This window comes from Bradyrhizobium sp. USDA 372, from assembly GCF_053629095.1.
Map to the genome: position 1 here is coordinate 3,503,905 of NZ_JBRJHR010000001.1, position 18,063 is coordinate 3,521,967.

At 63.6% G+C, this 18,063-nt stretch carries 12 protein-coding genes and 1 pseudogene; 3 read left to right on the top strand and 10 right to left on the bottom strand.

What is annotated here, in order from left to right:
• Window positions 1–61: 61 nt before the first annotated feature.
• From AB7M16_RS16695 to AB7M16_RS16705, 3 genes and pseudogenes are all read right to left on the bottom strand, one after another.
• Window positions 62–850 (bottom strand): annotated as a pseudogene (locus tag AB7M16_RS16695) (NAD(P)H-dependent flavin oxidoreductase); the annotation flags it as partial.
• A 534-nt stretch (window positions 851–1,384) separates the two neighbouring features.
• Window positions 1,385–2,947 carry a hypothetical protein gene (locus AB7M16_RS16700; protein ID WP_453944549.1) on the bottom strand — a complete coding sequence of 521 codons (1,563 nt, stop codon included), beginning with the start codon at window positions 2,945–2,947 and terminating at the stop codon, window positions 1,385–1,387.
• Window positions 2,948–3,019: 72 nt separating this feature from the next.
• Window positions 3,020–3,640: a hypothetical protein gene (locus tag AB7M16_RS16705; RefSeq protein ID WP_453944550.1), complete on the bottom strand. Its 621-nt coding sequence runs from the start codon at window positions 3,638–3,640 to the stop codon at window positions 3,020–3,022.
• 71 nt (window positions 3,641–3,711) lie between these two features.
• On the opposite strand from AB7M16_RS16705, the gene AB7M16_RS16710 reads away from it, so the two are divergent.
• The gene (locus AB7M16_RS16710; RefSeq protein ID WP_453947206.1) at window positions 3,712–4,125 is read left to right on the top strand and encodes an agmatine deiminase family protein; all 414 of its coding nucleotides are present in this window, start codon (window positions 3,712–3,714) and stop codon (window positions 4,123–4,125) included.
• Window positions 4,126–4,564: 439 nt separating this feature from the next.
• On the opposite strand, the gene AB7M16_RS16715 is transcribed toward AB7M16_RS16710, so the two are convergent.
• From AB7M16_RS16715 to AB7M16_RS16745, 7 genes are all read right to left on the bottom strand, one after another.
• On the bottom strand, window positions 4,565–5,071 hold the full coding sequence (locus AB7M16_RS16715) for a hypothetical protein (protein WP_453944551.1): 507 nt from the start codon (window positions 5,069–5,071) through the stop codon (window positions 4,565–4,567).
• Window positions 5,068–7,260 (bottom strand): hypothetical protein, encoded by a 2,193-nt coding sequence (locus AB7M16_RS16720; RefSeq protein ID WP_453944552.1) that lies wholly within the window; start codon window positions 7,258–7,260, stop codon window positions 5,068–5,070. Before AB7M16_RS16720 ends, AB7M16_RS16715 begins: the two co-directional genes overlap by 4 nt.
• Window positions 7,261–8,808: a hypothetical protein gene (locus tag AB7M16_RS16725; RefSeq protein ID WP_453944553.1), complete on the bottom strand. Its 1,548-nt coding sequence runs from the start codon at window positions 8,806–8,808 to the stop codon at window positions 7,261–7,263.
• The gene (locus AB7M16_RS16730) at window positions 8,763–10,040 is read right to left on the bottom strand and encodes a hypothetical protein (protein WP_453944554.1); all 1,278 of its coding nucleotides are present in this window, start codon (window positions 10,038–10,040) and stop codon (window positions 8,763–8,765) included. Before AB7M16_RS16730 ends, AB7M16_RS16725 begins: the two co-directional genes overlap by 46 nt.
• Window positions 10,041–10,294: 254 nt before the next feature.
• Window positions 10,295–10,552, bottom strand: coding sequence for a hypothetical protein (locus AB7M16_RS16735; protein ID WP_453944555.1), 258 nt, complete (start codon window positions 10,550–10,552; stop codon window positions 10,295–10,297).
• A 155-nt stretch (window positions 10,553–10,707) separates the two neighbouring features.
• The gene (locus AB7M16_RS16740; RefSeq protein WP_453944556.1) at window positions 10,708–11,298 is read right to left on the bottom strand and encodes a hypothetical protein; all 591 of its coding nucleotides are present in this window, start codon (window positions 11,296–11,298) and stop codon (window positions 10,708–10,710) included.
• A gap of 203 nt (window positions 11,299–11,501) precedes the next feature.
• Entirely contained in the window at window positions 11,502–11,762 is a 261-nt protein-coding gene (locus AB7M16_RS16745; RefSeq protein WP_354268590.1) for a helix-turn-helix domain-containing protein, read from the bottom strand.
• 314 nt (window positions 11,763–12,076) lie between these two features.
• Between AB7M16_RS16745 and AB7M16_RS16750 the strand changes: the two genes are divergently transcribed.
• Together AB7M16_RS16750 and AB7M16_RS16755 are read left to right on the top strand one after the other, a co-directional pair.
• On the top strand, window positions 12,077–14,737 hold the full coding sequence (locus tag AB7M16_RS16750) for a PD-(D/E)XK nuclease family protein (protein WP_453944557.1): 2,661 nt from the start codon (window positions 12,077–12,079) through the stop codon (window positions 14,735–14,737).
• Entirely contained in the window at window positions 14,734–18,039 is a 3,306-nt protein-coding gene (locus AB7M16_RS16755) for a UvrD-helicase domain-containing protein (protein ID WP_453944558.1), read from the top strand. Before AB7M16_RS16750 ends, AB7M16_RS16755 begins: the two co-directional genes overlap by 4 nt.
• The last annotated feature ends 24 nt before the right edge of the window (window positions 18,040–18,063 follow it).

Consider the following 18,063-nt stretch of genomic DNA (forward strand, 5'->3'; position numbering starts at 1 on the left):
CCGCACCGCTGCGGCGTCAGGTCACGACGCCGTCCGGCTTGTGCTCCCAACTCACCCTTCGTCAGGCGACCGCGCGCGCCCGCTGCGTCTCGACCTTGCCGTCGAGGAAGCCGGTCAACCGCTGGCGGATGATCGATTCCGCCTCCGCCATGATGCGATCGATCAGTTCCTTGACCGTTGGGATATCGTGGATCAGCCCGACCACCATGCCGCAGCTCCAGGCCCCGGCATCCATCTCTCCATCGACCATCACTTTCGGATAGACGCCGGCCACCTGGTCGAGGATGTCGTCGATCTTCAGGCTTGCGCCCTTTTCGCGCTCGATCTCGAGCAATTCGCTGACGCCCTTGTTCTTCAGCACGCGCTCGGTGTTGCGGAGCGCGCGCATCACCAGGACCGTGTCGAGCTCGGTCGCCTTGACCAGCGCCTGCTTCACGTTGTCATGGACCGGCGCTTCCTTGGTCGCGACGAAGCGCGTGCCCATGTTCATGCCGGCCGCACCCATCGCGAGCGCGCCGACAAGACTGCGTCCATCCGCCATGCCGCCGGAGGCCACGAACGGGATCTTCAGTTCGTCCGCCGCCCGCGGCAGCAGGATCATGTTCGGGATGTCGTCCTCGCCGGGATGACCGCCGCATTCGAAACCGTCGACACTGACAGCGTCGCAGCCGATCTTCTCGGCCTTGAGCGAATGCCGTACCGAAGTGCATTTGTGGATCACCTTGATGCCGGCCGCGTTCAGCGCCGGCATGTAGGCTTCCGGGCTGCGGCCCGCAGTCTCGACCGCCTTGATGCCGCCTTCGCGAATGGCGGCGATGTATTCCGGATAGGGCGGCGACGACAGCGTCGGGACTACAGCCTTTCGCACCGACGCCTCGAACTGCTCAGGGCGTTCGTCCCGCGGCTCACCAGTATCGATCACTGGGAAATGAATCGGATTCGGGAGGACTTCATGTCGTTCGATGCATCTCAGCGCACCGATCCGACCTGGCCGAACGACATGGCCTCGGAAGATCTCGACGCGTTGGAAGCTTTGGCAAGCTGAACGATCAGCCGTTGCGCGACCTCTGCCGCAACTTCTACGCTCGCCAAAAGTGTGGCGGAGAGGGAGGGATTCTCGACCGATGACCGCGGATTCTCCAAAAACCCCGCAAAATAGAGCATTCCCGCAAAGGCCGGCGGTAGGTTCGCGACCACCAGTGTACCACCTCACTGGGCTGGGAAGGACTCATGACGTACCCGTTCTCGGCGCCCTTGTTTGCGATGATGAAACTTACGCTGGCGGAGAGCGATGCGGCGTCGGTCTTGTGACCTCGGCTCGCCATTCCTTCGATCAGTTTCGACTTCGCCTGTTCGTTGGTAAGTTCCAGATTTTTCCGAAGCTCTACTTATGCGCTGGAATCATGACCTCCTCGACGAGACCCTGCTCCGGATCAATCATGATCGCCCGCACCGCGGCGGGGGCCCTGGGACGCACCTCGATGGCAGTCCAACGAACCATCGTGACCACGTCGTCCAAGCGCACGTGCGCTGAACTCCGCTCCCCCGGTCCGATGGAGCGGCCCACGATCAGACCAGGTCCAGCGATCGGCCGAGATCCTCCGATGATGAACGCCTGTGCGCGCTCTTCGACTCCGGCAAACAAGACGTCGCCCTTCGGAAATTTCATGGCCACCCGCGGCTTCTCTCCGAAATAGTCGCTCAGCCGCGCATCCTTGCTGATGTCGATTCTGGCGACCGATTTCATATTGGGATCGATCAAGATTGCTTTCATGCTGTCGAACTCCTCGAGTGATCGTTCCCGCAATTGGGCTTTGCGTGGCTTCTCTGTTCTCGGCGATGAGGGACCGGACTTTCTCAAGCCACCTTTTCGCAGGCGTATGGCCTGAATTCGCCGTCGACGAAGACGCGCGTCTTGTTTCCAATTGGCGTTGCGCTCGCGGAGTTCAGCCAAAACGGCCTTCTGGTCGCGCAGGCGGCCCTCGAGCTCGGCCACATAGTATTTCTTGCGATCGGAGAAAGACACGTGCTCCGACAGCTTGCCCTCACTCGCCGCCGCCACCTGCCCATAGCTGTCCGCGGTGAAGCGGAACATGTGCGGATAGTTCCGACGCTCGCCCCAGTGCGGCGAGATCGTGGCTACGACCTCGGCACGATTGGCACTGACGTCGGCGATCAGGCGCTTCGTTTCCTCGCAACGCGCTTCGTACTTGCGGATGTATTTCAGCAGCACATCGTTCGTGACCTCGAGGGGGCTGTGGTGCGTGCCGGCGCACGATGCGGTCTGGTAGCCATCGCCCGGGCGGGTGTAGCCGTGGTGCGCGATCGCGCCGAACTTGGCGCAGATGCGGCGACCGCAGAGCTGGCACGTCATCTCCTCGCCGGCTTCATACGCGGCAAGCTGCAGCCGGGCCTTCTGCTCGACGCGCTCGGCTCGTGCCTTCTCGTTGATGGCGCGCTGCTCCAGCTTGTGAACCCGGGTCGGCAGGGCATCGACATAAGAGCTCAGGGCGCCCCGCTCGATCCACTGGGGCTTGTCCGTCCAGCGCTGCGTCGTGGTCGTTCCCATGGAGCGCCCGTGAAGCATGACGGGAATCGGCGGCCCGTCAGGCAGTCGGATGTTGTGGGACGTCTCCACCATGCCGTCCGGCCTGCACCGGATCTGCCGGATGCTGCTGATCTTCTTCCAGTCGACGTCGATCGCTTCGTCGATTACGTGCTTCGTATCGTACGACAACGCGACCCGAAGCACCTTCTTCGCCGACCACATCCACTTGGTGCCAAGGTCGTCGACGACGGCGAAGGCCTCGGCCGACTTGCGGCCGCGCAGTTCGATGGCTTTCGTCAGCGCCTCATCGAGCGAGACGAACCTTAGCGGGTCCCTGTGCTCATCCAGCGCGAGCGCCTTCGCACGCGTATCCAGGATCATGTACTTGCGGCCGATCATGACGTCGCTCCTTCGTTCGCGGAGCACTTTGCTCGCGAGCACTCCAGCTTTAGGACCGCCGGCTTTATCTGATCAGCGGCTGATCATCAGCATGGCTGGATGAAAAGCGGCGGGCAAACCGCAGTGGGAAGCTAAGCTCTCAAGATGCGCCAATCGGGAATTGTCCCCAGAGAAGTTTGCGTATGCGCGGCCTGCTTCCTTTCCGGCGTGGACTTGCGCGTCGCCCGGGACGCGCCGGATGGCGCCGAAGCCAAGATCAAGGAACGCAAACCGGGCTACGAGAAGCTGCTCTGCTACTCGCCCTGCACTCTGGCCGAGTCGCGCCGGACGCTGGGGCCACGCCGACCACCAAGTCTGGCTGAAGGACAAGTTCAAGCAAGGAAAATGACTGACCGGGTCCGCATTCTGGCCGATTTCGAGCCGCACGCGCGCACGGTGATGGCTCGGGCGGTCCACCGCGAATGGGCAGGCGACCGCGATGGCGTCGAGCGAGCTCGAGACCGTGATCAGGACCATCGCCGAGGACGAGCCGGTGACGCTGCTCGCGCCGCCGGCCCTCCTCGGCGCCCCCGGGTCCGCTTCGAGGGCGCCGAGGTAGAGATCCTGCCGACGCCGGTCGAGGATGTCTGGATGCGACATCGCCCCGGTGTTCGCCAAGCGCGGGCGACAGACCATCGCGATCGACCTCTTCAAGGGCTGGCATAACTCGCACCGCCGCCTCTCCCGTTCCCGGCGACCGCTTGGAACGGACCTTCGACTTCGGCATGCCAGTGATCGGCGTGCCCTTCGTCGGCGAGGGCGGCGCCTTCGAAGGGCGCGGGCTCGCGGTCGCGACCCGCACCTGCCTGCTCGCGCGCAACCCCCATCTTTCCGAGGCCGGCATCTCGGCGACCGTCCGCGCCCTCGGCATGCATACGACGATCTGGCTCGAAGGCGACCAGGGCGAGCCGATCACCTCGGGACGGACGGGTATCTCTCCTTCGCCCCGACGGCACCCTTTTGGCCGAGGCAATCGGACGCGGTCGCGGAAGCCGGAAACGCGAACGCGATCTCGTCGCCCACCGATGGCCATCTTTTTGCCGTCCGGCGGGTCGTCGCGCCGGACGCAGCCGTCTTGCCGACGAACCCGACGGCGGCGCCGCCACCTATCTCACCTTCTTCGTCACGTGGCGGGGTGATCACCGCCGGCTTTGTGGATCCCGCCGGCGACTACGCCGCACGCCCGGACCTCGCCGCACGCTTCCTCAGCCGCGAGATCAGGATGCTCGAAATCGGAACTATCCTACGCGGAGGCGGCGGCATCCGTTGTCTGACCCAGCCGGTGCCTGCCTGAAATCGTCGCGAGGCGAGACGTATAGAAGCAAAGCCGTCCGCCCGCACTCGTCACCGACTGCAAACTTACAAAATGAAAGCTTACAGATTTTCGCGGAGCAGTTTTACAATACCGGGAAAATCGGACTGCGCTGCCTTTCTTGACAAAATTGGTGAGCACTACGCATGTAGTGCTCACCGTGGTGGTTTACGCGGATTTGTAAAGCACCGCGTCGCGTTCTCAGGACGCAGAAATGCCCCGGAGCCGGCCGGCTCCGGGGCATTTCTGCGTCCCCAAGTCGCTCGCTAGACGGCCCGCACGAGCGCCTGCCTCTTCACCAGTTGCTTCGCCTTCTCGGCCTCCTTCTGCTTGCGGCGCTCCGCCCGGTAGTCGCTCGACAAGCGGCCGACGGGCAGGGGTTTTTCGAGCTGATCCTCGCGCAACCCATGCTTGCTGGCGTTCCTCTCCCACCTGACGAACTTCTCGATCAACTGGTCGTTCTCCTCGCGGAGGCTGCGGTTCTGGGCTTCCAACGCCGCGATCCGCTCCGCCTCGCTCCTCCGCCTGGCCGGCGGCGGCCCCCCCTTGCGCAGCCGGTCTTTCGCCGCGTGATAGGCGTCCAGGATGTCCTCCTGAGCCTCCAGCGCTTGGCGGCTGAACCGGAATCCGAGCTCCGTCTCGACGTGCTCCACCACGGCGCGCCAGGTGATCTTCGGCCTCCTCCAGTTCTCCAACAGGGTCACGATCCGCGGGATCTTGCCCTTCAGCCGGTGTCCGGAGCCGCCGACGGAAGCCTCGCGGGCGGACCTCATCGAGTGGCCTCCTCGCCGGCCAGGATCGCCGGCAGATCGAGCTGCACGAGGGTCCCCTCCGGGATGGAGGCATCGTCGTGCTTTGCCAGGGCGGCTTCGAGGGCGGCGATCTCCCTTTCGAGATGCCGGACGTAGTTGCCGGCGCCGGCCTGGCCGTCCTCCTGCTCGGCCTTGGCCCGCGCCAGCAGGATACGGTTTTCGCGCAGGCTGCGGACGATCTCCTCGCGGTGCTCCGGGTCGCCCTTCAGGATGGTGTGCTTGTCGCAGGCCGCGCAGGCGCCGTGACGGGGGCACGGACTCGATATCCAATCTCGCGCGCACATGCCGTACGGCGTGATGTGCGCGGTCGCCAGGACCGCCTCGAGGAACGTGTCCCGGTCGCGCGGCGTCTTGGAGCGGGCGATGTCGGCCATCGCCCCGATCCCCCTGCCTTGGCCCAGCTCCTTTCTCGCGTTCTCCGCGAGGGCGTCGGGCGTCCGGTGGTCGTACGCCCGCAGCGGCCGGCCGGTGACGTGTCCGAGCCAGTTCTGCACCTGCTCGGCCGACATTTCGCGGCTGAGCGCGAGCGTCGCGAGCCAGCGGCGGAACATGTGGCTCGTGAGGTGGATGTCCTTTCCGTCCGGTTCGGTGAACCCCATCCGTTTGAAGATGCCGTATTTGCGCCCGCCCTTCGCATCCTTCTCTTTCTCGCCCGTCATGAAGAAGCGGAGCTGGTCGTTGTTCATAAGCGCGACAGTGGACCGGAAGGGCCGCTCCCTCCAGAAGAACAGCTTCGGAAACAGGAAGAGGCATTCCGACAGCTTCCACTCGAAATCGGTGGTCAGGCAATTCATCTCCCGGATCCGCTTTTCGACGTCTTCGCGGCAAACGCTTTCCTCGTACACCGTGACATGCTTGTTTCTGAGCCAGCGATGGACTTCGCGTCCGACCACCTTCTTCAGATTGGAAACTTCCATCGGTTCGTCGACGGGATGCTCTCCCAACAGCGTGCGGACGCGCTGGTTCAAGGCCCTTTCCTTCGCCTTGTGGCTCGGCGATTTGGACATCCGCCGCGCGAGTTCGTCCGGACTCACGTTCGCCCCGCGGATCGATATCCCGTTCGCGTGCAGCCATTCGTAGGCGGCGTTCCGCGATCTTTCGAGAATCGCGGCGACGTCATCGATCGACAGCCGCTTCCGAACCCGGAATTTTGCGGGTAGCCAGGCCCTCTTGGGATTGTTTTCCATGTAGGCCGCGATCTCCCGGGACGAGGCCGAGTGCTTCCTGATGTCCAGTAGGGCCCGCCGCGCCAAGGGCACGGCGGCCGAGGGAATCCATTTGATGTCCGACGAGTGATCGGGATTCTTTTCGGGCTTGTAGCGTAGGCCGTATCGGACCGTCTCGCCCGAATCCAGGTCATCGGTCGTGAGCAGCCGCCCCTCTGGTGACATCACCACTTCGCAGTCGGCCGGGAGCGACAGAACCTCGCCGATCCGCCAGGGTGCGCAGTGCAGCAGCTCGATGGTGCGCATCATGCAGACGTCCGCCGGATCCTTCACCATCTGCGCGATCTTGGGCAAAGCCTCCAGAGCAGCGGCGCTGGGCAGAGCATCCGGATCCCTTGGATTGCGGGGACCCTCATGCTCCTGATCGGGTGGGCGCGTCTCGGGAACGTAGTCGATGTCCGCCAGCGTGAACCGGTACTCGCGGGCGAGCGATGCGAGTTTCAAGAGGTTCTCCGCGATCGCCACATGCGACCACTCCTTGTCCTCGCGGCGTACGGCGGCCAGCTCGGCCTGAACGAAGTGGTCGGTAGTCAACCGGACGGGATCGTAGGCCAGATCCTCGAGCTGGTCGTGCAAGTAGCGGCCTGCCCGCAGCAAGGCCAGGTGTCTCTCGGGACCGCCGTTCGGATCCGCCGCTTCGGACAGACGAATGATGGACTTCAATAGCGTTGCGAAAGGCTCCTGCAGCTTGCGACGCGAGGCGGCCATCTTCGCAGCCTCGCCGTTCCTGTGGACCGTGAACCACAGGTTGACCCGCCTCCGCCCCGCGGAAGCGGCCTTGATTTCCCAGCGCTTCTTGTCGAATTGCAGATCCGCTCCGAACGCTCCGCTCAGGCGCGCCGCTTCCTCGAGCCGCGCAAGGTTGACTTTCGGATCGCCGCGGGTCGACCCGGGGTCCAGCGCGATGACGACATCTCTGGCCATTCATTCGGCTCCTGAATTGAGTTTTTTGATGTCGGCGATGACCGCGCGCACGCCATCCATCGTGGCGTCCTGAATGGCGACCATGCGCGGGTCCATCTTGCTATGCTTTCGGCGGTCGCGGTCGGCTTCGAGCTGCGCAAGCAACCGTTCGTGAGGCGCGCCGATCCATGGTTCGAACTGCGGACAGACGTAGCAGGCGTAGGGCATGGCACGGCCGCACCCGCCGCTGCTGCCGCAATTGCCGAGGTCCTCGCCGCGATCGTTCTCGCGGTCGAAATAGGGTATGCGGCTGGATGCCGGCCGGTGCCGATCGGCTTCGCTGGATTTCTCGACCAAATTGCCCAGAAAAGTTCCCGCGACGAGCTTCATGGCATCGCCGACCGCGACATCGAGCTTCTCGACGATGCGATGGTTGGCGTATTCGTAGTGCTTGATCGCACCGGTGGACAGGTGATCGAGCGCGTCGGCCACAGCTCGTGCCGATTTGCCGCTGGCGATCAGGTTCGTTACGAAAGTGCTGCGGAACCGGCGCTGATTGAGACGAAGCGGGTTGCCGTCGCGCGAGTGCGCGTCGAGGCGATCGGACGCGCGTTGCAGCAGTTGGGAGAATTCGAGGGGCGTAAGATGCAGCGCGTACTCCGACATCGAGGGCGTCAGGTCCTCCCGTTTCTCGTCCCGCATGAAGATCGGAATGGCCACCTCCGCCGGGCGGTCACGGCCGTACCACGCGCGATACTGACCGTCGGCCATGGCTCGATTGCGGTCGATCAGTCGCTGGAGATACGGCGCCCAGTCGCCGTCGATCTGGCGAGGACGAAACTCCATCCGCTCCTTCGGAAGGCGCTTCTTGTGTCGCGGCACCATGAGGATGTGGTACGTCGTCGCGCCCGCGGTCTCCATGCAATAGTCCTGAACCTGGAGCAGCGACAGCGGACCCGAGTTCGTACCGAGCGACATTCCGAGCAGGATCGCGACGCGCTCGTCGAGATCGAGATCTTCGTCCGACGCTCCGAGGGCCTTGTCGAAAAGATCCTGGCGCTCCCGATCGGTGAGTGGTCCCTGGTTGGGGTCCTTCTTGCGCGCGGTCCGTCCATGCGGATTGGCGCGGATCTTGATCCTCTTGAGAAGCCCCGCCTCTACGTTATCGAAGCCGGGGTATTTGGAGGCCGCCGACCATCGGTACCAGTTCCGAAAGCGCGTCAGTTCGGCGCTCCCTGCCCGCCTGTCTTGCCGCAGCTCCTCGAAGGCGCTGAACCTCATCGTGCCGTCGAATTGTTCGAAACCGGGGCACTTGGCGAGGAGCTCGTACATGTAGAACAGCCCGCGGACGGTGGGAGGGGCCCAGACCCGGATCCGGCTTCGCGCATATTCTCGCGCCGCCTTCAGTATCGGAGGCGGCAGGCGCTCCAATTTCGTCCAGTCGAGCGTGAGCGCGTGGCCCGGAGTGTTCAGTTTCCATTCGTCGATCGAGCAGTCGACCGGACGATTGGCGATGTCTCGGACTATGTCTTTTTGCATTGCTCCATCTCCCTTCGTCGCGCCATCCACTCCCGTTGCATCTCAACGATGACCCGCGCCGCCTCGCGTTCGGCGGAAAGCCGCGCGTAGTGCGCGGGCTGTCGGCTGCCGCGAGCCCACCCCATCAGGTACTCCCGAATTTCCGTTTCCCTGGGCCCGAGCCTCTCCTGTCCCAGTTCGGTGAACATGTCGTTCCAGGTTCTGCGCAACGCATGCGGCGTCAGGCCCAGAGGCAACCCCTCGGTACGCATCCGAAGCGCATCGAAGATCTTGTAGACCGCCGAAAGCGAAAGCGGTCCACCTTGCGAGCTGACGAAGATGTACTCGTGCGACTTCAACCGTCGCAGTGCGGCCGCGCCGCCCTGTTCGGCGACCAGCTTTCGACGATGGTCGGTGATGTATTCCCACAGCACATTGTGCAGCAGCGTGGTGATCGGCAGGAGACGCGGCATCGTTTTGACGGACGGCGCCCGCGCGCGGATGTCTTGGCGCTCGTGGGGTCGACGCTCCAGCGTCAAGATCGGTGGCCCACCCCCGGGCGAAAGATGCTTCCCCATCAATCCGAGCGGCTCCGACCTGCGGAGCCCGTTTTCCCAGTAGGTGCTGATCAATGCGAAGTTGCGGAACTGATACGCCGCTTGAAAGGGATTGGTCGCCGAACCTGGCAGCATCGCTTCTAGTAGAACTAACCTCTGCTCCCGCGTGAGGGCAGGTTGAGGACCGCTTTTCCGTGCCACGACGCCATCCACTATCAGCAGCGTTGCGTTCTCGATCTCTTCCGTCACGCTCGTGCGTTCGATAGCGGTAAGATCGGCTTGGTCTCTGGCCTCGCCTGCGAGCTGCTTGATGTAACTGGCGGCGCATCGGCACCGACGGTACCATTCCTGCCCTTCGACCGTATCGGGCGCCGAAATATTCGGATTCTTCTCCTTTGCTCGCTCGATTATGGCCGCGGTGCGCGGTCCGATGGTCCTCAGATATTCGGAGAGTTCAAGGGCCTCCGCCCCGTCGAGAACGCGCCCCTTCCGCACCCGGACACGGAAATCGATGTCGCGCGTACGAAGGAAATTGTGCACCAGCGCGAGCGTACGTGCGTTGCCGTCCAGCGTGTTCACCGCACGCCCCCTCATGCGCCGCCTCCATAGATAGGCGACGGAGTCCCACAGAGGCATGCCTGACCGGTCGACGACCACGGGAAATCGCTCGCCGCTTTCGAATCGGACGGTCTTGGCCCGGAATTCGGGAAGAATGCCGTGCGGCATGGTTTCCTTGGTGTAAATGGATAAAGTGCACGAAAGGGCGAAACTCAACTAGAGCGGGTGGGACCGATCGCACGGAACCGGTAAATGCCCTGTTGGCATTCTACGAACGATTCTTCTTTCACTCCACTTTCGAACGACATGGATACGGACATCTTACCGCCCAGCGAAAGATGCGTATCGCCGTCTGTTATCGTTCCGTATGCGGACCGTGATCCTCTGGCCGCCGCCCGAAACCACTGCGATCCGACGACGAACTAGTCGTCTTCCTTCAAAATCTCCTCGCAAGCACGCTTCAGCAGAGCCCAGACGCTTTGACGGCGGTTGTGGTCTCTCACCATGCATTCCGTCGTCCGAAGCGGCGTGCCCGCCAAGGGATTCGCGTTCTCCGTCGCCTCGACTTGATAATCCGAAATTTGGTGGAGGTTCGACAGGTTTGAGATCCGCATAGATGCGATCTTCCGGCTCATAGGTTCAAAACCCCCGGGTACCACTTCGATCGTCACCAAGAGCATGCGACAGCTCCTATTGCCCGAGTTGCCGATCCATGTCTCTCGCTACGGGACACATCGCTGCGCTTCGTGCCTCCATTGGACACTACGCAATTGAGGGCGCCGCTGTGCATATCTCTCTCCAGGCCCGAGCGTTGCTTTTGATTCCGCGAAGCCCGCTACCGAGCAAATACGATCGTTCTGGGTCCCAGCGGATCGCGGCTGATGTTGATCCCGACCAGATCTTGGCACGCTAGGGCACAGACCGCGGCCAAAGTGTCGCACGTCGGCCGAGCGCGCTCCTCCAGCTCGAGGACCGACTGAGGACCGCCGTCTTCCAAGGCCAGAGCTATCCTCAACCTGTCGGTGATCGGCACATGATAGCGCGCGAACGACCATGCGAGGCGCGCGTTCGAGAACAGGGGTTCCTGCCGGACGTCCGTGGCGTCGCGTTCGAGCAGGCGAAGCCCGTGGCGCTTGAGGACGAATTCGAGCGTGGCCGCCTCCTCGACGCTGCGCTCGGGTCGGATCTCGTGCACCCCGAGAAGGAAACTCCCGTCCACGCGGTCCAGCACCACGCCGGCCAGCGAGACTTGTGGACAATCGATCTCGGGACCGGCTTGCTGATGGATCGCCCGCACGGATCGATCGAGTGCGGCCTGCTGCAAGGCATGGAGCAGAAGCGGATGATTCACCGCTATAGCCATGTCGCATTTGGGATTGATGAAGAACGTACGAGCGGCCTGGTGACGGAATCTGTGGGTGCGCATGCTCCCCTCCTGCTGATGGTTCGAATTGGGGCCTTTGGACTTTCGTTTCCTCTCGGCAGCCTCCTTTTCTCGTTGGCGCCGTGATCGAATTGGTGCCGCCTGCATCGAGATGTTGTGTACGCTATAGCGTACTGAACTCGAGTCAACGTCATCGGTAGGTATCTTTCGATGTACGTCTAGCGATCTCTGGCGGAAGGCCGGGTCTATTCGGCAAGCTTGGTGTTCGGACGCTTCAGCAGTTCGTGGGTCTCGACCCGCAGCGCCAGGGCGATCCGCACGATCGAATCGAGCGTCGCGTTGGTCTCGCCGCGCTCGATGTCGCTGATGAACGCCCGACGGGTGCCGGCTCGATCGGCGAGTTCGCCCTGGGACAGTCCCAGAGCGAGCCGCAGCTCTCGGACGTTGCGGCCAAGCGTGGTCCTGACGCGCGCCTGTACTCTTTCAAAGGATTCGAATCTTGCCACGAGCCCCCCGCGAATCCCTCACACCCCGAACGGCCGGGTGCTGGAAGGCCCGCGGTGGTCTATCTGCCACGTCTCGACGGTGCCGGCTACCGGGCGGTGTCGAAATCAAGGATTCGATTGGCCTCGACGAAAGGGATGAGCCCGGGATCGACGCGTGGCGGCGGCCCGGGCGCAAATCTGCTCCGGGTAGCGGCGGAGGAGTTCGACCCCTCGGGAGCGGTCTGGTCGCCCGGCGGATCCGCGCCTCTCAATGCCTCGAAAGCTTGCCTTTGGCCTCGAATCCTTGAATCTCGTTGCTGGTGGAGGATGGCGCCGTGACCGGAACGAGCGGAATCGAGTTGCGAACCGTCGTGGTGGAGGGCTCGATCGCGCCCCAGATGCGCCGCGCCGATGCCGCGCGCGCGAACGAATGCGGGCTCCAGATTCTGAGCCTGCCCCAGCTTGCGGCGAGACTCGCCGGCGGTTTCACCATTCCCGCGACGAAGGAGGTGTTGGACCCGGCCGTCCGGCACGCGCTCGACGAAGGCGGCTTCGTCGAACTCGAGCCCGTTCGGCGGCTCCCCGGAACGGCTAGGGCGGTCGCCCGCGCGTTACGCAAGCTCTGGGAAGCCGATCTCGACCTTCGTCGCAGAGCCGATAGTACCCGGCTCCGCGAACTGATGCTGGTCGAGGAACGGGTCAGACGGCTGATGCCGAACGCGGTGCTGACCACCCGCGACCTGCGCGACGCTGCGCTCCAACGGATCCAGTACGCGCCGAAGCTCGTCGGAGCCGTCCATCTGCAGGGGCTTTCCTTCGTTCAACCGCTCTGGCGCCCCCTGATCGAAGCCCTCGCGATGGTCGTCGAGATCGATTGGTTCGCTCCTCGTGATGCCGAAACCGACTGGTTTTCCGGAAACGTCATCCCCATCGCGGCGCCCACGCGCTCGGCGGAGCCGATCGTGGTCTCCTGCGCAGATCCTCGCCATGAGGTGGTCGAAAGCCTGCGCTGGGCACGGCGTCTGATCACATCGGGAGCCGCGAAACCCTCCGAAATCGCGATTGCGTCGACCAGTACCGCTCCTTGGGACGATCACTTCATTGCGCTGGCGGCCGAGGCGGGTCTGCGGGTGCACTTTGCGCACGGCGTTCCGGCGCTTGCCACCGCCGACGGCCAGCGCTGCGCCGCGCTCGCCGATCTGCTGATGCGCGGCTTGAGCCAGAAGCGCGTCCGTCGGCTCGTGTCGCTGACGCGAGGCCAAGGGCTAGGACTGGATCGACTGCCTGAGGGGTGGCTCGCGGCACTTCCGCGAGGCGCGGCCCTGTCCACCGTGCAGGATTGGCAGCGCGCAGTTGCCGACGCGATCCTAAAGGACAGTTCGCTCGATTCGGCACGAGAGGTCCTGCCCGTTCTCGAGACGCTGGCGGGAGGCCCGGCGGCTTCCGGCCCTGCGGCCGAGATGTTTCTGCGCGGGCGATCCCTTCAGATCTGGGAAGCTGCGACCCGCTCGGCGCCACCGGATGCGCTCGAACTTTCGCTTCGCAACATCCGGCTTACGTCGGACACCGATGCTGCCGATTCGATCGTCTGGTGTCCCGCGCGTGACCTGGCGGCCGCACCCAGAGCGCATGTACGGCTGTTAGGTCTCACCAACAGAAGCTGGCCGAGAAACACCGGCGAGGATCCGGTCCTGCCCGGACACGTTCTTCCGACGGACGAGTTCGATGCCGATCCCGTCGGTCGGGCGGACCGCAGGGCTTTCAATGTGATACTCCGAGCCGCGACGGGCAGCGCTGTATTGTCTCGCAGCCGTCGCAGCAGCCAAGGCAGCCGAGTGGGCCGAAGCCCACTTCTGCAAGGTCGGCCGGAGACCTCCCTGTCGCACGCCCGCATCCCGGAACACGCGTTCAGCGAGGCGGACCGATTGATGGCGCGGCCAGCCGATGCGGCGGGGGTGGACAGGATCCGCGCAGCGGAGTCGTGCTGGCGCAACTGGCACGTCGAACCTCTGACACCCCACGACGGGCAATTCGGCACGGATCATCCTCTCGTCGTGGCGGCCATCGAACGCGTTCAATCGGCGACTTCGCTTCGCCGGCTGCTGCAGGACCCGTTGGGCTTTGTCTGGCGGTACGGACTAGGCTGGGACGCCCCCGAAGTTCGGGAGCAGCCGCTTTCGATCTCCGCTCTGGATTTTGGCAAGCTGGTTCACGAGCTGTTGCGGCGAGCCGTGGACACGCTTGAACCGGACCCGGGCTATGCGAAGGCATCCGAAGGCGAGACCGAAGAGGCGCTCGCGGCTGCCGTCCGGTTTGTCCGCGAGACCTGGCCACTCCAAAGGCCTGTCCCTCCAACAATGCTCTGGGCCAACACCGTCGATCTTGCCGCTTCCTTGGCGCTGGTAGCTCTGTTGCGCAAGGATATTAACGAAGCAGCGACGCGTAGCTGGACCGAGGTGCCGTTTGGACAGCCCGACGGATTCGTCGCAACGCGTCAATTGCCTTGGGATCCGACGAGATCCGTCATCGTCCCGAACACGTCCATAAAGTTGCGGGGCACGATCGATCGCTTGGACCTGCGGCGCGATCTCGCCGCGGCACGGGTTACGGACTACAAGACTGGTTCGCCGCCCAAGAACGCGGGGCGGATCGTCATCGGCGGAGGATCCGAATTGCAGCGAGCGCTCTACGGCCTCGCCTGCCGCCAATTGCTGGAAGGCGAACCGCAGATCGTCGCGCGGCTGCTCTACCTGGGGGGCGAACCGCTTGCCCTGAAGCTCCATGATCTCGACGGCGCGATCGATCTGATCGGGGCGTTCATGAACGAAGCTATTACCCTGCTCAGGCAAGGCACTGCCGTCCCCGGACGCCTCGCGTTCGATCGTTCGAACGACCTCCGCTTGGCGCTACCGGCCTCGCCCGGATACGAGCGACGCAAACGCATCGCTTTCGGCAAGGTCGGCGCCGGAATATCCCGGTTTTGGAGCGCGTCATGACGCAGATCGCCGACAGTCGCGAGCGATTCAGGGCGCTGACGGAGATCGATTCGACGCAGATCGTCGAGGCCGCCGCCGGTACGGGCAAGACGTCTCTGCTGGCAGGGCGCGTCGTCATGCTTCTGGCCTGCGGTGTCGAGCCGCGGTCGATCGCGGCGATCACGTTTACAGAGCTTGCAGCCGGAGAACTATGCCAGCGCATTGCGCAATATCTGGAGTCCTTGATCGACGGGCGAGTCCCGGAGGAGCTTAGGGTTTGCCTGCCGAACGGACCAAGCGCGGCGCAAAGGACGGCTCTGCGCGTGGCGGCGGCAAATTTCGATGAGCTGGTTTGCTCGACCATCCACGGATTCTGTCACGACCTTCTGGCGACGTATTCGATCGACGCAGGAATCGACCCGGGCGCGGAAATCCTTGATGGCGACCAGGCCGACTTCGCCTTTGACGCCATCTTCGATCAATGGTGGCGCAACCGGCTCGATGGGCCTTGCCAGAACGATGATCCGATCGCCTCCGTGGCGCGCAGGGATCCGAGGGGCGCCGAGGCGCTTCTGCGGAATTTCGCGAACTTCCGTAGACGCTATCGCGCGGCACGCCCCCTGCGGCCGGATCTCGACGGGAACGCCGACATCGACTTCAGCGAGAGCGTTCGCGAGTTCAGGCGGTGGTGCGACCACGTCGGCGCGCCCCGCGAGGCCGATCCGGAGGTGGCGGCGCTCGAGGCGCTGGCTTCGCACTTTGAGCGGCGCTTCGACCCGCTACCAGGCTTCGAGGAGCTGTGGGCCCTGGCGCACCCGGCTCCGCTGCCGATCATGCGCAAGGACTCGTTCGAGCTGCGCGACTATCGGCGTCGCTCGATGTGGCGAAAAGCCATGGGCAGGGAGGCGGGCGATCGCCTCGCGGATCAGGCCGAAGAGCACTATGCCCGCTGTCGCGCTGCCTATGGCGCGTTGATGGGGCGGATTGCGACAGCCCTCATTTGCACTTTCTCGGCTGAACTGGACGGCATCCTCGCGGACTATGAGGCGTTCAAGAAGCGGGCGGCCGTGCTCGATTTCGACGATCTTCTGTTTACTTGCCGCGACGTCCTTCGCGCCAACCCGCGGGTCCGCAAGGCCGCCGGTGAACAGTTTGCCCGCATACTGGTGGACGAATTTCAGGACACGGACCCGCTGCAAGCAGAGATTTTGTTTCTGCTATGTGGTTCCGGAGAGGGTACCGATCCTTGGTACACGCGGCGACTGAATCCGGGCCAGCTTTTCCTCGTCGGCGACCCCAAACAAGGCATATACCGTTTCCGGGGCGCCGATCTTGCGACCTATCTTACCGTTCGCCGGGCCATCGAGGAGCAATTTTCGGACAGCATATTGCAGGTCACATCGAACTTCCGGTCCCGCGGTCAGATCCTGCAGCACGTCAACCGCTGTTTCGAGGAGAGACTTTCCGCGCAGGAAGCAGGCTATGTGGCCCTGCGAAGCACGCGTGGCGAGGCCCAGCATGGTTTTCCGTGCGTTGCGAAGGTATCCATCCAGCTTCCGCCCGAGACGCGAGTCGACAGTTCGAGAGACGAAGAAGCCTCGGTTGTCGCCGAGGTCTGCGCGCGTCTGATCGGGAATGTCGAGCTGAAGCTGAACAACGGGGAGAGCCGCAGGCTGGCGCCGGGGGACATAGCGCTGCTGGCGCCGGTTTCGACGGATCTGTGGCGCTACGAGAGGGCGCTCGAAGAAGCGGGCCTGCCGTTCGCGTCCCAAGCGGGCAAGAACCTGTTCAGAAGACAGGAAGCCCAGGATTTCGTCGCTCTGGTGCGCTCGTTGGCCGATCCGCGCGATACCTTGGCTCTGGGCGCGCTGCTTCGCGGGCCTCTGGTCGGCCTTACTGAGCATGAGTTGTTGGACATCACCCACAGTCTGCCGTCGCAGGATCGCGAGGATCACCCTCCGAGGCTTTCGTTGCGTACCGATCCCGCTCTCGTACAGAACGAGCTGGCACGCGAGGTGCTGACGATCTTGCAGGACCTGCGACGCCGCGTGTACAGGACGGCACCTGCACTCCTTCTTATGGAAGCCGTCGAACGCCTTCGTGCGCGCGCGATCGTGGCCGCACGCAGCGTCGATCAAGCCGTGCGCTCCCTCGCGAACATCGATGGACTCCTCGAGCGCGCGCGCAGCTACGGCGTGCGCGGTTTGGCACAATTCGCCGCGGACATCGATGACGAATGGTCCAATGGGTCGGGCCATCCGGAAGGCATGGTAGAGGCTGATGGCCACTCGATCGAAATCGTCACCGTGCATTCGTCGAAGGGTCTCGAATGGCCGGTCGTCATCCCGATCAACCGGGCTTCCATGCCGCGCCGCGCCGAAACCTTCGTCTATCGGCGCAAGGACGAAAGTCTGCACTGGGCGCTCGGCCAAGTGGTCCCACCGACACTGGAAGACGCCCTCCGGGCCGAGAACGTCGAAAAGCAGAACGAGAACCTGCGGTTGCTGTACGTAGCCTGCACCCGCGCAATGGAGATGCTCATCGTTCCGGAGTTCAGCTGGAGCAATGATGCGTCCTGGGCCAAGCTGCTGGATTTGAAGTTGGGCGATGTACCCGAACTGAAACTCGGTCACCTACCGCTGGCGAAGATTGTCCCCCCGAGTTCGACGGAAAACAAGCAGACAGCCGAGGTCTTTGCCGCCGAGCAATCGAGGCTGGAACAGGCTTCCACGACCATTCGATGGATTAGGCCGAGCGATGGCGATCCGGATGTAATCCCGATCCAGATATTGAACGCCTCCGTCGAAGACGAGCCGCTTCAACCTTCGACTTCGATCGAGGGAGGCCGGATGCGTGGCGTCCTGCTCCACAAGCTGATGGAAGAGCTTGTGACCGGCGAACTGGATGAGACCCGCAATTTGATCGCGTTGAGGGCCAAGCAACTCGTGGAGCAGTTGGTCGCGCAAGCCTCTCTCAGCAATCCAGTCGACACGGAGGAACTCGCGGACACGGCCCTGCGGACGATCCGCCTTTCGGAAATCAAGCCGTTCCGGCGAACGCTCACCGCGGAAGTGCCGATTTTCGGATCGGCTCCGGCGAGTGCAGAACGGTTGATCGGTGGGCGGGCCGACGCGGTCGCGCAGGACGACGACGGGGGCAGGATCGTGTTCGATTGGAAGAGCGACGTCGCGCCGAGCGACGCTGACAGGGCGGCGTATAGGGGGCAGTTAGGTCAGTACCTGCACGTGCTCGGCGCACAACGAGGTGCCATTGTCTACATGACGTCAGGTTACGTCGATTGGATCTCGGCTCCAGGATCGTAGGTGAGTGGAGAGCGTAGGAACTAT

Bases quoted from the DNA above. Each gene is read 5' to 3' on its own strand.
- AB7M16_RS16700 (WP_453944549.1), bottom strand. From the start codon at position 2,947: ATGATCGGCCGCAAGTACATGATCCTGGATACGCGTGCGAAGGCGCTC.
- AB7M16_RS16715 (WP_453944551.1), bottom strand. From the start codon at position 5,071: ATGAGGTCCGCCCGCGAGGCTTCCGTCGGCGGCTCCGGACACCGGCTG.
- AB7M16_RS16730 (WP_453944554.1), bottom strand. From the start codon at position 10,040: ATGCCGCACGGCATTCTTCCCGAATTCCGGGCCAAGACCGTCCGATTC.
- AB7M16_RS16735 (WP_453944555.1), bottom strand. From the start codon at position 10,552: ATGCTCTTGGTGACGATCGAAGTGGTACCCGGGGGTTTTGAACCTATG.
- AB7M16_RS16720 (WP_453944552.1), bottom strand. From the start codon at position 7,260: ATGGCCAGAGATGTCGTCATCGCGCTGGACCCCGGGTCGACCCGCGGC.
- AB7M16_RS16740 (WP_453944556.1), bottom strand. From the start codon at position 11,298: ATGCGCACCCACAGATTCCGTCACCAGGCCGCTCGTACGTTCTTCATC.
- AB7M16_RS16755 (WP_453944558.1), top strand. From the start codon at position 14,734: ATGACGCAGATCGCCGACAGTCGCGAGCGATTCAGGGCGCTGACGGAG.
- AB7M16_RS16710 (WP_453947206.1), top strand. From the start codon at position 3,712: ATGCCAGTGATCGGCGTGCCCTTCGTCGGCGAGGGCGGCGCCTTCGAA.